Consider the following 15,797-nt stretch of genomic DNA (forward strand, 5'->3'; position numbering starts at 1 on the left):
GTCTACACAGGGCCTGAAAGGATCGCGCAATGTTTGAAAACTTAACCGACCGTCTCTCGCAGACGCTGCGCCATGTCACCGGCAAGGCCAAGCTGACCGAAGACAACATCAAAGACACCCTGCGCGAAGTGCGCATGGCGTTGCTCGAGGCCGACGTCGCCTTGCCGGTGGTCAAAGACTTCGTCAACTCGGTCAAGGAGCGCGCTGTCGGCACCGAGGTGTCGCGCAGCCTGACGCCGGGCCAGGCCTTCGTGAAAATCGTCCAGGCCGAACTCGAAAGCCTGATGGGCGCGGCCAACGAAGACCTGAACCTGAGCGCCGTTCCTCCTGCCGTCGTGTTGATGGCCGGTTTGCAGGGTGCGGGTAAAACCACCACCGCCGGCAAACTGGCGCGCTTCCTTAAAGAGCGCAAGAAGAAGTCGGTCATGGTCGTGTCCGCGGACGTTTACCGTCCGGCGGCGATCAAGCAGCTTGAAATGCTCGCGGGTGAAGTGGGCGTTACCTTCTTCCCGTCCGACCTGAGCCAGAAGCCGGTCGAGATCGCGCAAGCCGCTATTAAAGAAGCAAAACTGAAATTCATCGACGTGGTCATCGTCGATACCGCCGGTCGTCTGCACATCGACGAAGAGATGATGGGCGAGATCAAGGCGCTGCACGCCGCGATCAACCCGGTCGAAACCCTGTTCGTGGTCGATGCAATGACCGGCCAGGACGCCGCCAACACGGCCAAGGCCTTCGGCGATGCGCTGCCGCTGACCGGTGTGATCCTGACCAAAGTCGACGGCGATGCCCGTGGCGGTGCCGCGCTGTCGGTACGTGCCATCACCGGCAAGCCGATCAAGTTCATCGGTATGGGCGAGAAGAGCGAAGCGCTCGAACCGTTCCATCCTGAGCGTATTGCGTCGCGCATCCTTGGTATGGGCGACGTGCTCAGCCTGATCGAGCAGGCCGAACAGACCCTCGACAAAGACAAGGCCGATAAACTGGCCAAGAAGCTGAAGAAGGGCAAGGGCTTCGATCTCGAAGACTTCCGTGATCAGCTGCAACAGATGAAAAACATGGGTGGCCTCGGTGGCCTCATGGACAAACTGCCGAACATCGGTGGTGTGAATCTGGCGCAAATGGGCAACGCCCAGGGCGCGGCAGAGAAGCAGTTCAAGCAGATGGAAGCCATCATCAACTCCATGACCCCGGCCGAGCGCCGCGACCCTGAGCTGATCAGCGGTTCGCGCAAGCGCCGGATCGCCATGGGTTCCGGCACTCAGGTGCAGGACATCGGTCGCTTGATCAAGCAGCACAAGCAGATGCAGAAGATGATGAAGAAGTTCTCCGCGAAAGGCGGAATGGCCAAAATGATGCGCGGCATGGGCGGTATGTTGCCCGGCGGCGGCATGCCGAAAATGTAAAAAATTCGCGCCGGCAGTCATGTCGGCGCTGCCCACATGGAAGTGGGATCTCCAGCAAACCCGCACTTGGCGGGAGCTGACTGGCCGTTTTCAACGACGGCTCTATAGCAAATCTGGATGGCGACCGATAGGCCGCCGGAAAAAGACATTTGCAAAAGTCCGGATATTCCTTAGAATATGCGGCCTTTCGGGCACCTATGCCCGCTGTGCCTTTAGATTTGCAGCACCGACTACAGGAACGATGTTCACATGCTAACAATCCGTCTTGCCCTTGGCGGCTCCAAAAAGCGCCCGTTTTACCACTTGACCGTAACCGACAGCCGCAACCCGCGTGACGGTTCGCACAAGGAACAGGTTGGTTTCTTCAACCCTGTTGCTCGTGGTCAAGAAGTTCGTCTGTCCGTGAACCAAGAGCGCGTAGCCTACTGGCTGAGCGTTGGTGCACAACCTTCTGAGCGCGTTGCTCAGTTGTTGAAGGAATCTGCTAAGGCTGCGGCCTGAGCAATATGAGCGCGACGCCAGCTGTTGCCGATGATTTGATCGTTATTGGCAAAATTTATTCTGTTCATGGCGTTCGCGGCGAAGTGAAGGTGTATTCCTTTACTGATCCGACTGAAAACCTGTTGCAGTACAAAACCTGGACGCTCAAGCGCGAAGGCAATGTGAAACAGGTCGAGCTGGTCAGCGGACGTGGGAACGACAAGTTCCTGGTCGCAAAGCTCAAGGGTCTTGATGATCGTGAAGAAGCACGTCTTCTGGCTGGTTATGAGATCTGTGTGCCGCGCAACCTGTTCCCTGAATTGACCGACGGCGAGTACTACTGGTACCAGCTGGAAGGTCTGAAGGTTATTGATCAACTCGGGCAATTGCTCGGGAAAATCGATCATCTTCTGGAAACCGGCGCCAATGATGTAATGGTGGTCAAGCCTTGCGCTGGCAGCCTGGATGATCGCGAACGCCTGTTGCCCTATACGGAGCAATGCGTGTTGGCTGTCGACCTTGCCGCAGGCGAGATGAAGGTGGAATGGGATGCGGACTTCTAAGCGTGGCTAACTTGCGCGTAGAAGTGATCAGTTTGTTTCCCGAGATGTTCTCCGCCATCAGCGAGTACGGCATCACCAGTCGGGCGGTGAAACAGGGGCTGTTGCAGCTCACCTGTTGGAATCCGCGAGACTACACGACGGATCGACATCACACTGTGGACGATCGCCCATTTGGCGGTGGTCCGGGCATGGTGATGAAGATCAAGCCCCTGGAAGATGCATTGGTTCAGGCCAAGGCAGCAGCCGGGGAGGCGGCGAAGGTAATTTACCTGTCCCCCCAAGGCCGTCAACTGACTCAGTCGGCGGTACGCGAGTTGGCGAATCTGGATGCATTGATCCTGATTGCCGGCCGCTATGAAGGCATTGACGAGCGTTTTATTGATGCTCATGTCGATGAAGAGTGGTCGATTGGCGACTATGTACTGTCTGGCGGCGAGCTGCCGGCGATGGTCCTGATCGATGCGGTTACACGACTGCTGCCTGGAGCTTTAGGGCATGCAGACTCCGCCGAGGAAGATTCCTTTACGGATGGTTTGCTGGATTGCCCGCACTACACCCGACCGGAGGTGTATGCGGATCAGCGTGTTCCCGACGTATTGCTAAGTGGCAATCACGCGCATATCCGGCGTTGGCGTTTACAGCAGTCCCTTGGTAGGACCTTTGAACGACGCGCCGATCTTCTGGAAAGCCGCTCGCTTTCTGGAGAAGAGAAGAAGCTGCTCGAGGAATATATCCGCGAGCGGGACGATAGTTAACAACGTATCGATGGTAGATCCGACGATTTACCTTAGGAGCACAGCATGACTAACAAAATCATCCTTGCACTCGAAGCAGAGCAGATGACCAAAGAGATCCCTACCTTTGCCCCGGGCGACACCATTGTCGTTCAGGTGAAAGTGAAGGAAGGCGACCGTTCGCGTCTGCAAGCGTTCGAAGGTGTTGTTATCGCCAAGCGTAACCGCGGCGTAAACAGTGCTTTCACCGTTCGTAAAATCTCCAACGGTGTTGGCGTAGAGCGTACTTTCCAGACCTACAGCCCGCAAATCGACAGCATGGCCGTTAAGCGTCGCGGTGACGTACGTAAAGCCAAGCTGTACTACCTGCGTGACCTGTCCGGTAAAGCAGCTCGCATCAAGGAAAAACTGGCTTAAGTCCAGCTTCCGATGCAGAAAAAAGCAGCCTACGGGCTGCTTTTTTGTTGCCTGCGATTTACCTGTAGGAGCGAGGCTTGCCCGCGAAGACGGACTTACATTCAACATTGATACTGGCTGATATGACGTCTTCGCGGGCAAGCCTCGCTCCTACAGGGGGGCACGACGTGGTCACCGCAATTGCATCAGCACTGTGAAGGCCTCTGCAGCTATGAAAGACTTACTCTCGGATTCCAGCTACCTGAGCCTTTATGCCCGCCATCGATCATCCACTAATAGACCAATTCCTAGACGCTCTGTGGCTGGAGAAAGGCCTTTCCGATAACACCCGCGATGCCTACCGCAGCGACCTGGCCCTGTTCAACGGCTGGTTGCAGGAAAAAGGGTTGGAGTTGATCAATGCCGGCCGCGAATTGATCCTCGATCACTTGGCCTGGCGTCTGGAGCAAAACTACAAACCCCGCTCGACAGCGCGATTTCTCTCCGGCGTGCGTGGCTTCTATCGCTATTTGCTGCGGGAAAAGCTGATTGCAGTCGATCCGACCTTGCGCGTCGATATGCCACAACTGGGTCGACCATTGCCTAAGTCCTTGTCGGAAACGGATGTGGAGGCCTTGTTAAAAGCACCTGATCTGAGCGAAGCCATCGGCCAGCGCGACCGCGCCATGCTCGAAGTGCTTTACGCCTGTGGCTTGCGGGTCACGGAGCTGATCAGCCTGACGCTGGAGCAGGTCAACCTGCGCCAGGGCGTGCTGCGGGTGATGGGCAAGGGCAGCAAGGAGCGGCTGGTGCCGATGGGTGAAGAGGCGATTGTCTGGGTCGAGCGCTACATGCGCGATGCCCGTGGCGAGCTGCTGGGCGGACGTCCCAGCGATGTGCTGTTCCCCAGCCTGCGTGGCGAGCAGATGACCCGACAAACCTTCTGGCACCGCATCAAGCACCAGGCCAAGGTCGCCGGTATCGGCAAGTCGTTGTCGCCGCATACCCTGCGCCATGCCTTCGCCACGCACTTGCTCAACCATGGTGCCGACTTGCGGGTGGTGCAAATGCTGCTCGGCCACAGCGATCTCTCGACCACCCAGATCTATACTCACGTCGCCCGCGCACGTTTGCAGGACCTGCACGCCAAACATCACCCACGCGGCTAGCGCAGCTCCTGGCATGGGAATGCTGGCCTGTGGTGAGGGGGCTTGCCCCCGTTGGGTTGCGAAGCAGCCCCTTTTTGGCGATCTCTATCCGATATATGGACCGAGGCGTGAGGATTGACGACTGCTGCGCAGCCGAACGGGGGCAAGCCCCCTCGCCACGGGGGCCTTATGTGGTAGGCTTTGCCGGTTTGTACGATGGGCGGTTATGACCCGGTGTTTCGGCACGGGTGTTCTGATCGTCCCATTTGTCCGCCTTCAGGAGTTCTCATGCGTCTGACCCAGATTTTCGCCGCCGCAGCCATTGCGTTGGTCAGCACCTTTGCCGTCGCCGATGACGCGGCCGACAAAGCCATTCGTAAAAGCCTGGAAAACCTCAAGCTTGACGTGCCGGTCGAAACCATCACCGCCAGCCCACTGCCAGGTCTGTACGAAGTCAAGCTCAAGGGCAGCCGCGTGCTTTACGCCAGCGCCGACGGCCAGTATGTCGTTCAGGGTTACCTGTTCCAGCTCAAGGACGGCAAACCGGTCAACCTGACCGAGAAGACCGAGCGCCTGGGCATTTCAAAACTGATCAACAACATTCCAGTGGCTGAAACCGTGGTTTATCCGGCCATCGGCGAAACCAAGTCGCACATCACTGTTTTCACCGACACCACCTGCCCGTACTGCCACAAGCTGCACGCGGAAGTGCCGGCGCTGAACAAGCTGGGTATCGAAGTGCGTTATGTTGCGTTCCCGCGCCAAGGCCTGGGCTCGCCGGGTGACGAGCAACTGCAAGCCGTGTGGTGCTCCAAGGACAAGAAAGCCGCCATGGACAAAATGGTCGATGGCAAGGAAATCAAGGCCGCCAAGTGCGAGAACCCGGTCTCCAAGCAGTTCGCCCTCGGTCAGTCGATTGGCGTGAACGGTACACCGGCCATCGTTTTGGCCGACGGACAGGTCATTCCGGGCTACCAGCCTGCGCCACAAGTCGCCAAACTGGCATTGGGCGCGAAATAATTTCGCATCGTCATGGTCAGCCTTTGACGATCATGGTTCGGCGGCAATATTGTCGGGCCATTAATAGAGAGCCGCGAGTATGCGGTTGTTTTCACGGCCGGCCTTGAGTCGGCCGTTTTATGGGGAGTTCACAGTGAAACCGGTCAAAGTAGGCATCTGTGGGTTAGGGACCGTCGGTGGCGGTACCTTCAACGTACTTCAGCGCAACGCCGAGGAAATTTCTCGTCGTGCCGGGCGTGGAATCGAAGTGGCACAAATTGCCATGCGCACGCCAAAGCCTCAGTTCCAGACGACCGGTATTGCGATTACCAACGATGTGTTCGAAGTGGCCACGAACCCTGAGATCGACATCGTTATAGAGCTGATGGGCGGCTACACCGTTGCCCGCGAGCTGGTACTCAAGGCCATCGAGAATGGCAAGCATGTGGTCACCGCGAACAAGGCACTGATTGCCGTTCACGGTAATGAAATTTTCGCCAAGGCTCGCGAGAAGGGCGTCATCGTGGCGTTCGAAGCGGCCGTGGCCGGCGGCATTCCGGTGATCAAAGCGATCCGTGAAGGTTTGTCCGCCAACCGCATCAACTGGGTGGCCGGGATCATCAACGGCACTGGCAACTTCATCCTCACCGAAATGCGTGAGAAGGGCCGGACCTTCGAAGACGTCCTCGCCGAGGCGCAAGCCCTGGGTTACGCCGAAGCGGATCCGACCTTCGACGTCGAAGGCATCGATGCGGCTCACAAGCTGACGATCCTGGCGTCTATCGCGTTCGGCATTCCGCTGCAATTCGACAAGGCTTACACCGAAGGCATCACCAAGCTGACCACCGCTGACGTGAACTACGCCGAAGCGCTGGGCTATCGCATCAAGCACCTGGGCGTGGCGCGCAGCACCGCGGCCGGTATCGAGCTGCGTGTGCACCCGACGCTGATCCCGGCCGATCGCTTGATCGCCAACGTCAACGGCGTGATGAACGCGGTGATGGTCAACGGTGACGCCGCCGGTTCGACCTTGTTCTACGGCGCCGGCGCCGGCATGGAGCCGACGGCTTCGTCGGTGATCGCCGACCTGGTGGACGTGGTTCGCGCCATGACGTCCGACCCGGAAAACCGCGTACCGCACCTGGCCTTCCAGCCGGATTCGCTGTCGGCCCATCCGATCCTGCCGATCGAAGCCTGCGAAAGTGCTTACTACCTGCGCATTCAAGCCAAGGACCATCCGGGCGTGTTGGCTCAGGTGGCGAGCATCCTGTCGGAGCGCGGTATCAACATCGAATCGATCATGCAGAAAGAAGTCGAAGAGCATGACGGTCTGGTGCCAATGATCCTGCTGACTCACCGTGTGCTGGAACAGCACATGAGTGACGCGATCACCGCCCTGGAAGCGTTGGAAGGCGTGGTCGGCCCGGTCGTACGGATCCGCGTCGAGCACCTGAACTAAATTAAAGCAGCGGCAAGCTGCAAGCCTCAAGCGACAAGTTAAGGCGGTCTGGCGTTAACTTGTAGCTTGAAGCTTGAAGCTTGAAGCCCAAACCGAAGGTTTGCCCCTATGCGTTATATCAGTACCCGCGGCCAGGCACCGGCCCTGAATTTTGAAGACGTCCTGCTGGCAGGTTTGGCCACGGACGGCGGCCTGTACGTGCCGGAAAACCTGCCACGTTTCACCCAGGAAGAGATCGCTTCCTGGGCCGGCCTGCCGTATCACGAGCTGGCCTTCCGGGTGATGCGCCCGTTCGTGACCGGCAGCATCCCTGATGCCGATTTCAAAAAGATTCTTGAAGAAACGTATGGCGTGTTTTCCCACAACGCCGTTGCGCCACTGCGTCAGCTCAATGGCAACGAATGGGTACTGGAGCTGTTCCACGGCCCGACCCTGGCATTCAAGGACTTCGCCCTGCAACTGCTGGGTCGTCTGCTCGACTACGTGCTGGAAAAGCGCGGCGAACGTGTGGTGATTGTTGGCGCTACCTCCGGTGACACCGGCTCGGCGGCGATCGAAGGTTGCAAGCACTGCGAAAACGTCGACATCTTCATCCTGCACCCGCACAACCGTGTGTCCGAAGTGCAGCGTCGCCAGATGACCACCATCTTCGGCGAGAACATCCATAACATTGCCATTGAAGGCAACTTCGATGACTGCCAGGAAATGGTCAAGGCCAGCTTCGCCGACCAGAGCTTCCTCAAGGGCACGCGCCTGGTGGCGGTGAACTCGATCAACTGGGCGCGGATCATGGCCCAGATCGTTTACTACTTCCACGCAGCCCTGCAACTGGGTGGCCCGGCGCGTTCGGTGTCGTTCTCGGTGCCGACCGGCAACTTCGGCGATATCTTCGCCGGTTACCTGGCGCGCAACATGGGCCTGCCGATCAACCAGTTGATCGTCGCCACCAACCGCAACGACATCCTGCACCGCTTCATGAGCGGCAATCAGTACGTCAAGGAAACCCTGCACGCCACGCTGTCGCCGTCCATGGACATCATGGTGTCGTCGAACTTCGAACGCCTGCTGTTCGACCTGCACGGTCGCAACGGCGCGGCGATTGCCGGTTTGATGGACACCTTCAAGCAGGGCGGTGGTTTCAGCGTCGAACAGGAACGCTGGACCGAAGCACGCAAGCTGTTCGATTCGCTGGCCGTGGACGACGCCCAAACGTGCGAAACCATTGCCGAAGTCTTTGAGCAAACCGGCGAGCTGTTGGACCCGCACACTGCCATCGGCGTGAAGGCCGCGCGCGAATGCCGTCGCAGCCTGGATATCCCGATGGTGATCCTGGGCACGGCCCATCCGGTCAAATTCCCGGACGCAGTGGAAAAAGCTGGTGTAGGAAAAGCGCTCGAACTACCTGCACATCTTTCTGATTTGTTTGAGCGAGATGAGCGTTGCACCGTGTTACCGAACGACTTGAAAGCCGTGCAGGCCTTTGTCAGTCAGCATGGCAACCGCGGCAAGCCGCTGTAACCGGTAAAAGCTGTCACATTTTGAAGCCCGTCTCCTGACGGGCTTTCTCATTTCTGCATGCCACAATTGCCGGGTTTCGTAAAAGAAGAGCCGCCCATGAAGGACGGGCGAGACGATCACCAAGGAAGTGGCAATGCTGTTTTTCAGAGGGTTTAAACCAGCCGTGTGCTGGATGTTTTTGCTGGGCGCCCTGGGCTTTGGGCAATGGGTAAAGGCCGCACAATTGGCGACACATGAACCCCGGGAGTCAGCCACCGTCGCACGCATTGAGCTGAATGCTCAGGAGCGGCAATGGATTGCTGAACATCCGATGGTTATCGTCGCGTCGGCGCAGTACCCGCTGTACCTGTTCAAGGATGAGCACGGTCACTGGAGCGGTTTGAACAACGATGTGCTCAACCGCATCAGCGCCATGACAGGGTTGCGGTTCGTCCATGAAGAGTCTTTTTCCACCGACCAACTGCTGGAGCGGCTGGAAAGCGGCGCGGCGGACATGAGCACGACACTGGCAATGAATGACGAGCGCAAGGTGTTTCTGGATTTCAGCCATGCGTTCGGCGGGGCGGGCTGGGTACTCGTGGGGCTGGCCGGCACGCCTGCGTTACAGTCCCTGGAACAGCTTTCGAAAAGAGTTCTGGTACTGCCGGCCCGGCACGCTCTGGAGGGGACGATTCGTCGTGACTACCCGGCGATCGAGCTGCGCTCGGTCAAAACCTACGCTGAAGCCCGGGCACTGGTGGAAAGTGGCGAGGCCTACGCCACCATTGAAAACGAAATCGGAGCGCAGCTCTACCCTTCGGGCCGGCTCAAGGTAGGGCATGCGGTGGAAGGCAAATGGGAGGCTGATCATTTGGCCGTCCGCAAAGGACAGCCGCAGTTATTGAGTATCCTCAACAAGGCGCTGGAGGCATTTCCACCCGCCGAGTTACTCGCCATACGGCTGCAATGGCTGAATGGAATTGCTCCGGTACACGCGCCCTCGGCCTGGCAGCGGATAACCCAGTGGGGTTGCTGGAGCCTGTTCATCGTTAGCCTGTTCGGCTTGCTCTCATTGCTTTGGAACCGCCGGCTCGCTGCACTGATCAAGCAATGTCGGGACGCCGAGAAAGACCTCAATGACCAGCTCGCATTTCAGCACGCATTGATAGACGCCATGCCCGACCCGATGTTCGTGCGTGATCTGGAAGGGCGTTTGATCATGTGCAACAAAAGCTATGAGGAGCGCTTGTCGACCCGTTTCGACCAGGTTCAGGGGCGACAACTGATCGAACTCGATGTCTTGCCCAAAGAGACTGCCGAGCAGTTGCACGCCGAGTTCATGACTCAGCTCGGTACTCGCAAGACCCGCTTCAGCGAACGTCAGTTGATGTTCAAGGACGGAGTCAGGGATATCTACCAGTGGACGGTGCCGTTCTACAGTGCGGACGGTCAATTGCGAGGACTGCTGGGCGGATGGAGCGATATCGGCCAGCGCATAAGGCAGGCATGAATTGGCAATACCTGTCAGTTAAGTGAAGGCCAAGACCTGTGGCGAGGGGGCTTGCCCCCGTTGGACTGCGAAGCAGTCCTAAAACCTGCAACCTCATTCTGCCAAGCACACCGCATGCACCGAATTTGCGACTGCTTCGCAGCCGAACGGGGGCAAGCCCCCTCGCCACAGGTTTTGCACTTGGCATCCTTTCTTAACTGAGTGGCATGAATAATCTGTTTTTTTACTGTCATCTTTACCGTGCATGCTCTATCTACCAGAGGCGCCGGTGCGCCTGTCGTTGGAATCCAGAACTTTCTTCTCGGGCCTGTGGTCATTTACTGTGGACACACCCCAGGCACTTTGTTTTCGGACTATTGAGTGGTGATCGAGATGGAAAGTATCAGTCTATTGCTCGGTGAGGCTCTAAGCCCGTATCAGGTCACGTTGACCCCATCGGGTGCCCATGGCGAATGCCTGGTGACACTGAAAAGTGCGAGCGGCGCTACGGTGGTCGAACGGACGTTCAATCAGGCCCAGTTAACCGATAAACGTCTGCTGACGGATGTCGTCGACGGGCTGCACCGTGACGTGCTGATCGCTGAAGGACGCCTGGAGCCCTGTGTCATCGCGGCGTTGCGCAATGCTGCTCAGGACAAGATCCTGGCCAGCCGAAATTGAATTGTTTTTTGTGGGAACCTTCCTGCGCCAAGGTCAGTCAGACCATGTAACAGCAGGATCAAGCATTGTGCTCCGGTGCTTGTAGCTTGTTGTTACTGGTCTTTATGTAGGCCACGTTTAACCCCGAGTCGTCTCCCCACTTCTCGGGGTTTCTTTTTGTCTGCGATTTGTCACTGCGCGGCCTGACGCTCGAAAAAGGCTTTGGTTTCTTCCAGGTAGTCCTTGCGTCTTTGCGGATCGAGCCAGTCGGCGTACAGCGGGTCCAGGCGCTCGCGGGGCAGGGCGCGCAATAGCTGATTGATTTCACTGATTGCCTGTCGCCCCTGGGGCGTATTCGAGCAACCGATGTACCCGGACAAGTATTTGCCCGTGCCTTTGACCGAATAGAATTCCAACTGCTCATCGGTAATATTTTCCTGACGAGCCTGATAGCGGATTTCCGGCCAGTAACCCAAGACCACCTGCAAACGACCCAGGCGCTGCATCTGCAACAGACTGCCGAGGGCGTTGTTGCCGTAGTGGGGCATCAGCGCGCCGGGCGGCGCCTGTTGCAGCAGCGTGTCGAGGAACTGACCGTAACGGCGCTCGGCGACCACACCGACTTTCTCTCGACCGCTGGCCAACAGTGCTGCCAGATCGACTTCATCACCAAAGAGAAAGGGCTCCAGCACCGACCGATCTTCACGTCGAATCACCAGCCCATTGCTGACGGCCCGGAAGGCTGGAATGGAAAAGGCGATCCATTGTTCGCGCTCCTTGCTCCAGATCAGCGAGGGATCGCAGGTAAAGGATTCTTCATGGAGCATTTGCATGCCGCGGGCGCGATTGACCCGCATCAGAGTGTGTTCGTACTGCGGCATACCGGCGATCAACAGCGGCATCAGTTGATCGATAACCCCCTGGCCTTTTTTCGGGCCTTCGAAGATCGTCACGGGCGGCAGATCGCGCAGCAGCCAGAGCAAATGTTCTTTAGGTTGCGCCAGGGCCGGAGATATCAGCCCCGCCAACAGCCCGAGCACCGCCAGCACACGCCCGATGCCGGCGTAATCGATTGCGGATGAAAGCAGGCGCTTCAGCTTAGATGGCCCCGTCTTCACGTAGCCGTGCGATCTGTGCCGGGTCGTAGCCAAGGTCGTGGAGGACCTGCGCATTGTGCTCACCCAGCTGCGGCCCGACCCATTCGGAGCTGCCGGGCGTCTCAGAGAGTTTTGGCACAATGCCGGGCATCTTGAAGTCCTTGCCGTCGGGCAGCTTGGCTTGCAGGAACATTTCCCGGGCCAGGTACTGCGGATCACTGAACATGTCTTCGGCACTGAAGATCCGGCTGGCGGGAACGTCGGCCTGATTCAGTTGCTCGATCACCGCGTCCAGTGGCAGTGAGTTGACCCAGCGATCAATCACCCCGTAAATTTCGTCGCGACGGCTATCGCGTCCGTCGTTGCTGGCCAGCACAGGGTCGTTGGCCAGGTCTTCGCGACCGATGATCAGCATGAAACGCTTGAAGATCGCATCGCCGTTGGCGCCGATCTGCACGTGTTTGCCATCGGCGCTGGTGTGAATGGAGGAGGGCGTGATGCCCGGCATGATGTTGCCGGTGCGTTCGCGGATGAAGCCGAACACATCGAACTCTGGAACCATGCTTTCCATCATGGCGAAGATCGCTTCGTACAACGCCACATCCACCACTTGTCCCAAACCGCCATTGACCTCGCGATGACGCAAGGCCATCAGTGCACCGATAACGCCCCAGAGCGCGGCAATCGAATCACCGATGGAAATACCGGTGCGCACCGGCGGCCGGTCCTCGAACCCGGTGATGTAGCGCAGGCCGCCCATCGACTCACCGACCGCACCGAAGCCCGGCTGATCTTTCATCGGCCCGGTCTGGCCAAAGCCCGAAAGCCGCACCATCACCAGTTTCGGGTTCAGTGCATGCAAGACTTCCCAACCCAGGCCGAGTTTCTCCAGCACGCCGGGGCGAAAGTTCTCGATCAGGATGTCCGCTTCGCTGAGCAGCTGTTTCAGAATCGCCAGGCCATCCGGGTGTTTCAGGTTCAGGGTCAAAGACTTTTTGTTACGCGCCTGAACGAACCACCACAGCGAAGTGCCTTCATACAACTTGCGCCATTTGCGCAACGGGTCGCCGCCGTCCGGGGACTCGATCTTGATCACTTCGGCGCCGAACTCGCCGCAAATACGCGAGGCAAACGGCCCGGCAATCAACGTACCCAATTCGATGACTTTCAGACCGGAGAGCGGTTTGTTGGAAAACGGCATGCTGAATCCTGTAGGACAAAGGCTGAGCGGATGCAGAGTTTTAACATAGGCCGACGTCCATCGCCCAAAGTTGATCGCCTTCAATTCGTGGATTGCCTGTTGCATCGGTTAGACTTGCCGCCTTTCCTCGTATCAAGAAGCCCGTTCATGGCCCAGCCGTCCACGACCTACAAGTTTGAACTGAACCTCACCGACCTCGACCGCAGTGTCTACGAGAGCGTGAAGCAGACCATCGCCCGTCACCCTTCGGAAACCGAAGAGCGCATGACCGTGCGGCTGCTGGCCTACGCCTTCTGGTACAACGAACAGCTGTCCTTCGGTCGCGGTCTGTCAGACGTGGATGAGCCAGCGCTGTGGGAAAAGAGCCTGGATGATCGTGTCCTGCACTGGATCGAAGTCGGTCAGCCAGACGCCGATCGCCTGACCTGGTGCTCGCGCCGTACCGAGCGCACCAGCCTGCTGGCTTACGGGAGTCTGCGTGTCTGGGAAACCAAAGTGATCCCGGCGATCAAAAACCTGAAAAACGTTCACATCGCCGCTGTGCCCCAGGAAGTGCTGGAAACCCTGGCCAAGGACATGCCACGCGTTATCAAGTGGGATGTGATGATCAGCGAAGGAACGATTTTCGTCACCGACGACCGTGGTCAGCACGAAGTCCAGTTGCAGTGGCTGAGCGGTGAACGCGGTTGATTATTCGCCGTTGAACCGCGTTACCCGGTTTTATCCTACGTATTCAAGAGAAGCACCTGTCACCCCATGCGCATCGAACCTCGCCTGTTGCCCGACACCCTGCCATTCCTTGGCGATATTCCACCGCTGCTGACTCGCCTTTACGCAGCGCGGGGCGTGCAGTCCGAGGCTGAACTGGACAAGAGCCTGGCGCGGCTGATTCCGTACCAGCAACTCAAAGGCATCGATGCGGCGGTGGATTTGCTGGTGACGGCCCTGGAGCAACGTCAGCGGATTCTGATCGTCGGCGATTTCGACGCCGATGGTGCGACGGCCAGCACCGTGGGCATGTTGGGGTTACGCCTGTTGGGCGCGGCGCATGTCGACTATCTGGTGCCGAACCGGTTCGAGTACGGCTACGGCCTGACGCCGGAGATCGTCGAAGTGGCGCTGACCCGCGAGCCGCACCTGCTGATCACCGTGGACAACGGCATCTCCAGCGTCGAAGGCGTGGCGGCGGCGAAAAAGTCCGGGCTCAAGGTACTGGTCACCGATCACCACTTGCCCGGCGATGAACTGCCCTTGGCCGATGCCATCGTCAATCCGAATCAGCCGGGTTGCGAGTTCCCGAGCAAAGCCTTGGCCGGTGTCGGGGTGATCTTCTATGTACTGATGGCCCTGCGCGCGCGCTTGCGCAGCCTGGGTTGGTACGAGAGCAAGCCGCAACCGAACATTGGCGAGTTACTGGACCTGGTGGCGCTGGGCAGCGTCGCCGACGTGGTACCGCTGGATGCCAACAACCGGATTCTGGTGCATCAGGGCCTCGAGCGGATTCGCGCCGGGCGTGCGCGGCCGGGGCTCAAGGCGATCCTGGAAGTGGCCAAGCGTGACCATTCGCGCATTACCTCCACCGACTTGGGGTTCATCCTCGGCCCGCGTCTGAACGCGGCAGGGCGACTGGACGACATGAGCCTGGGCATCGAATGCCTGCTCACCGAAGACGCGAGTGCTGCCCGTGAAATGGCCGCTCAGCTCGACGGCATGAACCAGGACCGCAAATCCATCGAGCAGGGCATGCAGCGTGAGGCGCTGGCCCAGCTCAAGGATCTGCCGGTGGAGTCGATGCCGTTCGGCCTGTGCCTGTTCGATCCCGAGTGGCACCAGGGCGTCATCGGAATCCTCGCCTCGCGTATGAAAGAGCGCTATTTCCGTCCGACCATTGCCTTTGCCGATGCCGGCGATGGCCTGCTCAAGGGCTCGGGGCGTTCGGTGCAGGGCTTTCATATTCGCGACGCCTTGAGCGTGGTCGCGGCGCAACATCCGAACCTGATCAGCAAATACGGCGGCCACGCCATGGCGGCAGGCCTGACGTTGCCGGAAGCGAATTTTCCGTTATTTGCCGAGGCCTTTGACGCTGAAGTGCGTCGGCAAATGCGCGAAGAAGACCTGACCGGGCGTCTGCTGTCTGACGGCACCTTGGCGGTCGAAGAGTTTCACCTGGAACTGGCCCGCGCCCTGCGTCACGCCGGGCCGTGGGGGCAACACTTCCCGGAGCCGCTGTTTCATGGGGTGTTTCAACTGGTTGAGCAGCGCGTCGTCGGTGAACGACACCTCAAAGTGGTGCTGAAGAGTGAATGCGGTTCGGTGAAGCTTGATGGAATCGCCTTCGGTATCGACCGTGATATCTGGCCGAATCCGACCATCAAGTGGGTGGAATTGGCCTACAAACTCGACCTCAATGAGTTCCGTGGGAACGAGACCGTTCAGTTGATGATTGCTCACATCGAACCGCGTTAAGGCCTTCGCGGGCAAGCCTCGCTCCTACAGATCACCGAAATCTGTAGGAGCGAGGCTTGCCCGCGAAAGCAATTTCCCTCACACCGAATCTCTCTAAACCCTCCCTCATCCCCCGATGTCGACTAGTCTCTAAGCACTGCTTGATTATCCTTGTGACGTCTTGTCGAATTTTTTGCCCGCGGGGGCGGGTGCTGCACCTTTT

At 58.5% G+C, this 15,797-nt stretch carries 15 protein-coding genes; 13 read left to right on the forward strand and 2 right to left on the reverse strand.

Annotation, left to right across the window (positions count from 1 at the left end; translation table 11 throughout):
- Positions 1-29 precede the first annotated feature (29 nt).
- The 11 genes from ffh to PMI18_RS21825 all read left to right on the forward strand — a co-directional run bounded on the left by ffh (position 30) and on the right by PMI18_RS21825 (position 10,852).
- The gene (gene ffh / locus PMI18_RS21875; protein WP_007897558.1) at positions 30-1,406 is read left to right on the forward strand and encodes a signal recognition particle protein; all 1,377 of its coding nucleotides are present in this window, start codon (positions 30-32) and stop codon (positions 1,404-1,406) included.
- A 249-nt stretch (positions 1,407-1,655) separates the two neighbouring features.
- Complete coding sequence (gene rpsP / locus PMI18_RS21870; RefSeq protein ID WP_003198088.1) at positions 1,656-1,907, forward strand: 30S ribosomal protein S16; 252 nt, start codon at positions 1,656-1,658, stop codon at positions 1,905-1,907.
- Between the two features lie 5 nt (positions 1,908-1,912).
- Positions 1,913-2,449 (forward strand): ribosome maturation factor RimM, encoded by a 537-nt coding sequence (gene rimM / locus PMI18_RS21865; protein ID WP_007897576.1) that lies wholly within the window; start codon positions 1,913-1,915, stop codon positions 2,447-2,449.
- A complete protein-coding gene (gene trmD, locus PMI18_RS21860) occupies positions 2,431-3,204 on the forward strand; it encodes a tRNA (guanosine(37)-N1)-methyltransferase TrmD (protein ID WP_173860472.1) in 774 nt (257 codons plus the stop codon). The genes rimM and trmD overlap by 19 nt, the downstream gene beginning before the upstream one ends.
- 45 nt (positions 3,205-3,249) lie before the next feature.
- Positions 3,250-3,600 (forward strand): 50S ribosomal protein L19, encoded by a 351-nt coding sequence (gene rplS / locus PMI18_RS21855; RefSeq protein ID WP_003175895.1) that lies wholly within the window; start codon positions 3,250-3,252, stop codon positions 3,598-3,600.
- Between the two features lie 251 nt (positions 3,601-3,851).
- Positions 3,852-4,748 (forward strand): site-specific tyrosine recombinase XerD, encoded by an 897-nt coding sequence (gene xerD, locus PMI18_RS21850; protein ID WP_007897597.1) that lies wholly within the window; start codon positions 3,852-3,854, stop codon positions 4,746-4,748.
- A 267-nt stretch (positions 4,749-5,015) separates the two neighbouring features.
- On the forward strand, positions 5,016-5,747 hold the full coding sequence (gene dsbC / locus PMI18_RS21845; protein ID WP_007897598.1) for a bifunctional protein-disulfide isomerase/oxidoreductase DsbC: 732 nt from the start codon (positions 5,016-5,018) through the stop codon (positions 5,745-5,747).
- A gap of 133 nt (positions 5,748-5,880) precedes the next feature.
- Positions 5,881-7,185: a homoserine dehydrogenase gene (locus PMI18_RS21840; protein ID WP_033036080.1), complete on the forward strand. Its 1,305-nt coding sequence runs from the start codon at positions 5,881-5,883 to the stop codon at positions 7,183-7,185.
- Positions 7,186-7,293: 108 nt separating this feature from the next.
- On the forward strand, positions 7,294-8,703 hold the full coding sequence (gene thrC / locus PMI18_RS21835) for a threonine synthase (RefSeq protein ID WP_007897604.1): 1,410 nt from the start codon (positions 7,294-7,296) through the stop codon (positions 8,701-8,703).
- A 133-nt stretch (positions 8,704-8,836) separates the two neighbouring features.
- Positions 8,837-10,192: a transporter substrate-binding domain-containing protein gene (locus PMI18_RS21830; RefSeq protein WP_007897605.1), complete on the forward strand. Its 1,356-nt coding sequence runs from the start codon at positions 8,837-8,839 to the stop codon at positions 10,190-10,192.
- Between the two features lie 372 nt (positions 10,193-10,564).
- Positions 10,565-10,852, forward strand: coding sequence for a DUF3509 domain-containing protein (locus PMI18_RS21825; RefSeq protein WP_007897606.1), 288 nt, complete (start codon positions 10,565-10,567; stop codon positions 10,850-10,852).
- A 170-nt stretch (positions 10,853-11,022) separates the two neighbouring features.
- Here the strand turns inward: PMI18_RS21825 and PMI18_RS21820 are convergent, their stop codons facing one another.
- Both PMI18_RS21820 and PMI18_RS21815 read right to left on the reverse strand, forming a co-directional pair.
- Positions 11,023-11,949, reverse strand: coding sequence for a TIGR02285 family protein (locus tag PMI18_RS21820; RefSeq protein WP_007897607.1), 927 nt, complete (start codon positions 11,947-11,949; stop codon positions 11,023-11,025).
- A complete protein-coding gene (locus tag PMI18_RS21815) occupies positions 11,930-13,129 on the reverse strand; it encodes a CaiB/BaiF CoA transferase family protein (protein ID WP_007897613.1) in 1,200 nt (399 codons plus the stop codon). Before PMI18_RS21815 ends, PMI18_RS21820 begins: the two co-directional genes overlap by 20 nt.
- 147 nt (positions 13,130-13,276) lie before the next feature.
- Here PMI18_RS21815 and PMI18_RS21810 point away from each other — a divergent pair, with 147 nt between their 5' ends.
- Positions 13,277-13,819: a YaeQ family protein gene (locus tag PMI18_RS21810; protein WP_007897614.1), complete on the forward strand. Its 543-nt coding sequence runs from the start codon at positions 13,277-13,279 to the stop codon at positions 13,817-13,819.
- A 66-nt stretch (positions 13,820-13,885) separates the two neighbouring features.
- Positions 13,886-15,595 (forward strand): single-stranded-DNA-specific exonuclease RecJ, encoded by a 1,710-nt coding sequence (gene recJ, locus PMI18_RS21805; protein WP_007897615.1) that lies wholly within the window; start codon positions 13,886-13,888, stop codon positions 15,593-15,595.
- Positions 15,596-15,797: the final 202 nt, after the last annotated feature.

Origin of the sequence: Pseudomonas sp. GM102 (assembly GCF_000282555.1) — a bacterium.
Classification (GTDB): Bacteria; Pseudomonadota; Gammaproteobacteria; order Pseudomonadales; family Pseudomonadaceae; genus Aquipseudomonas.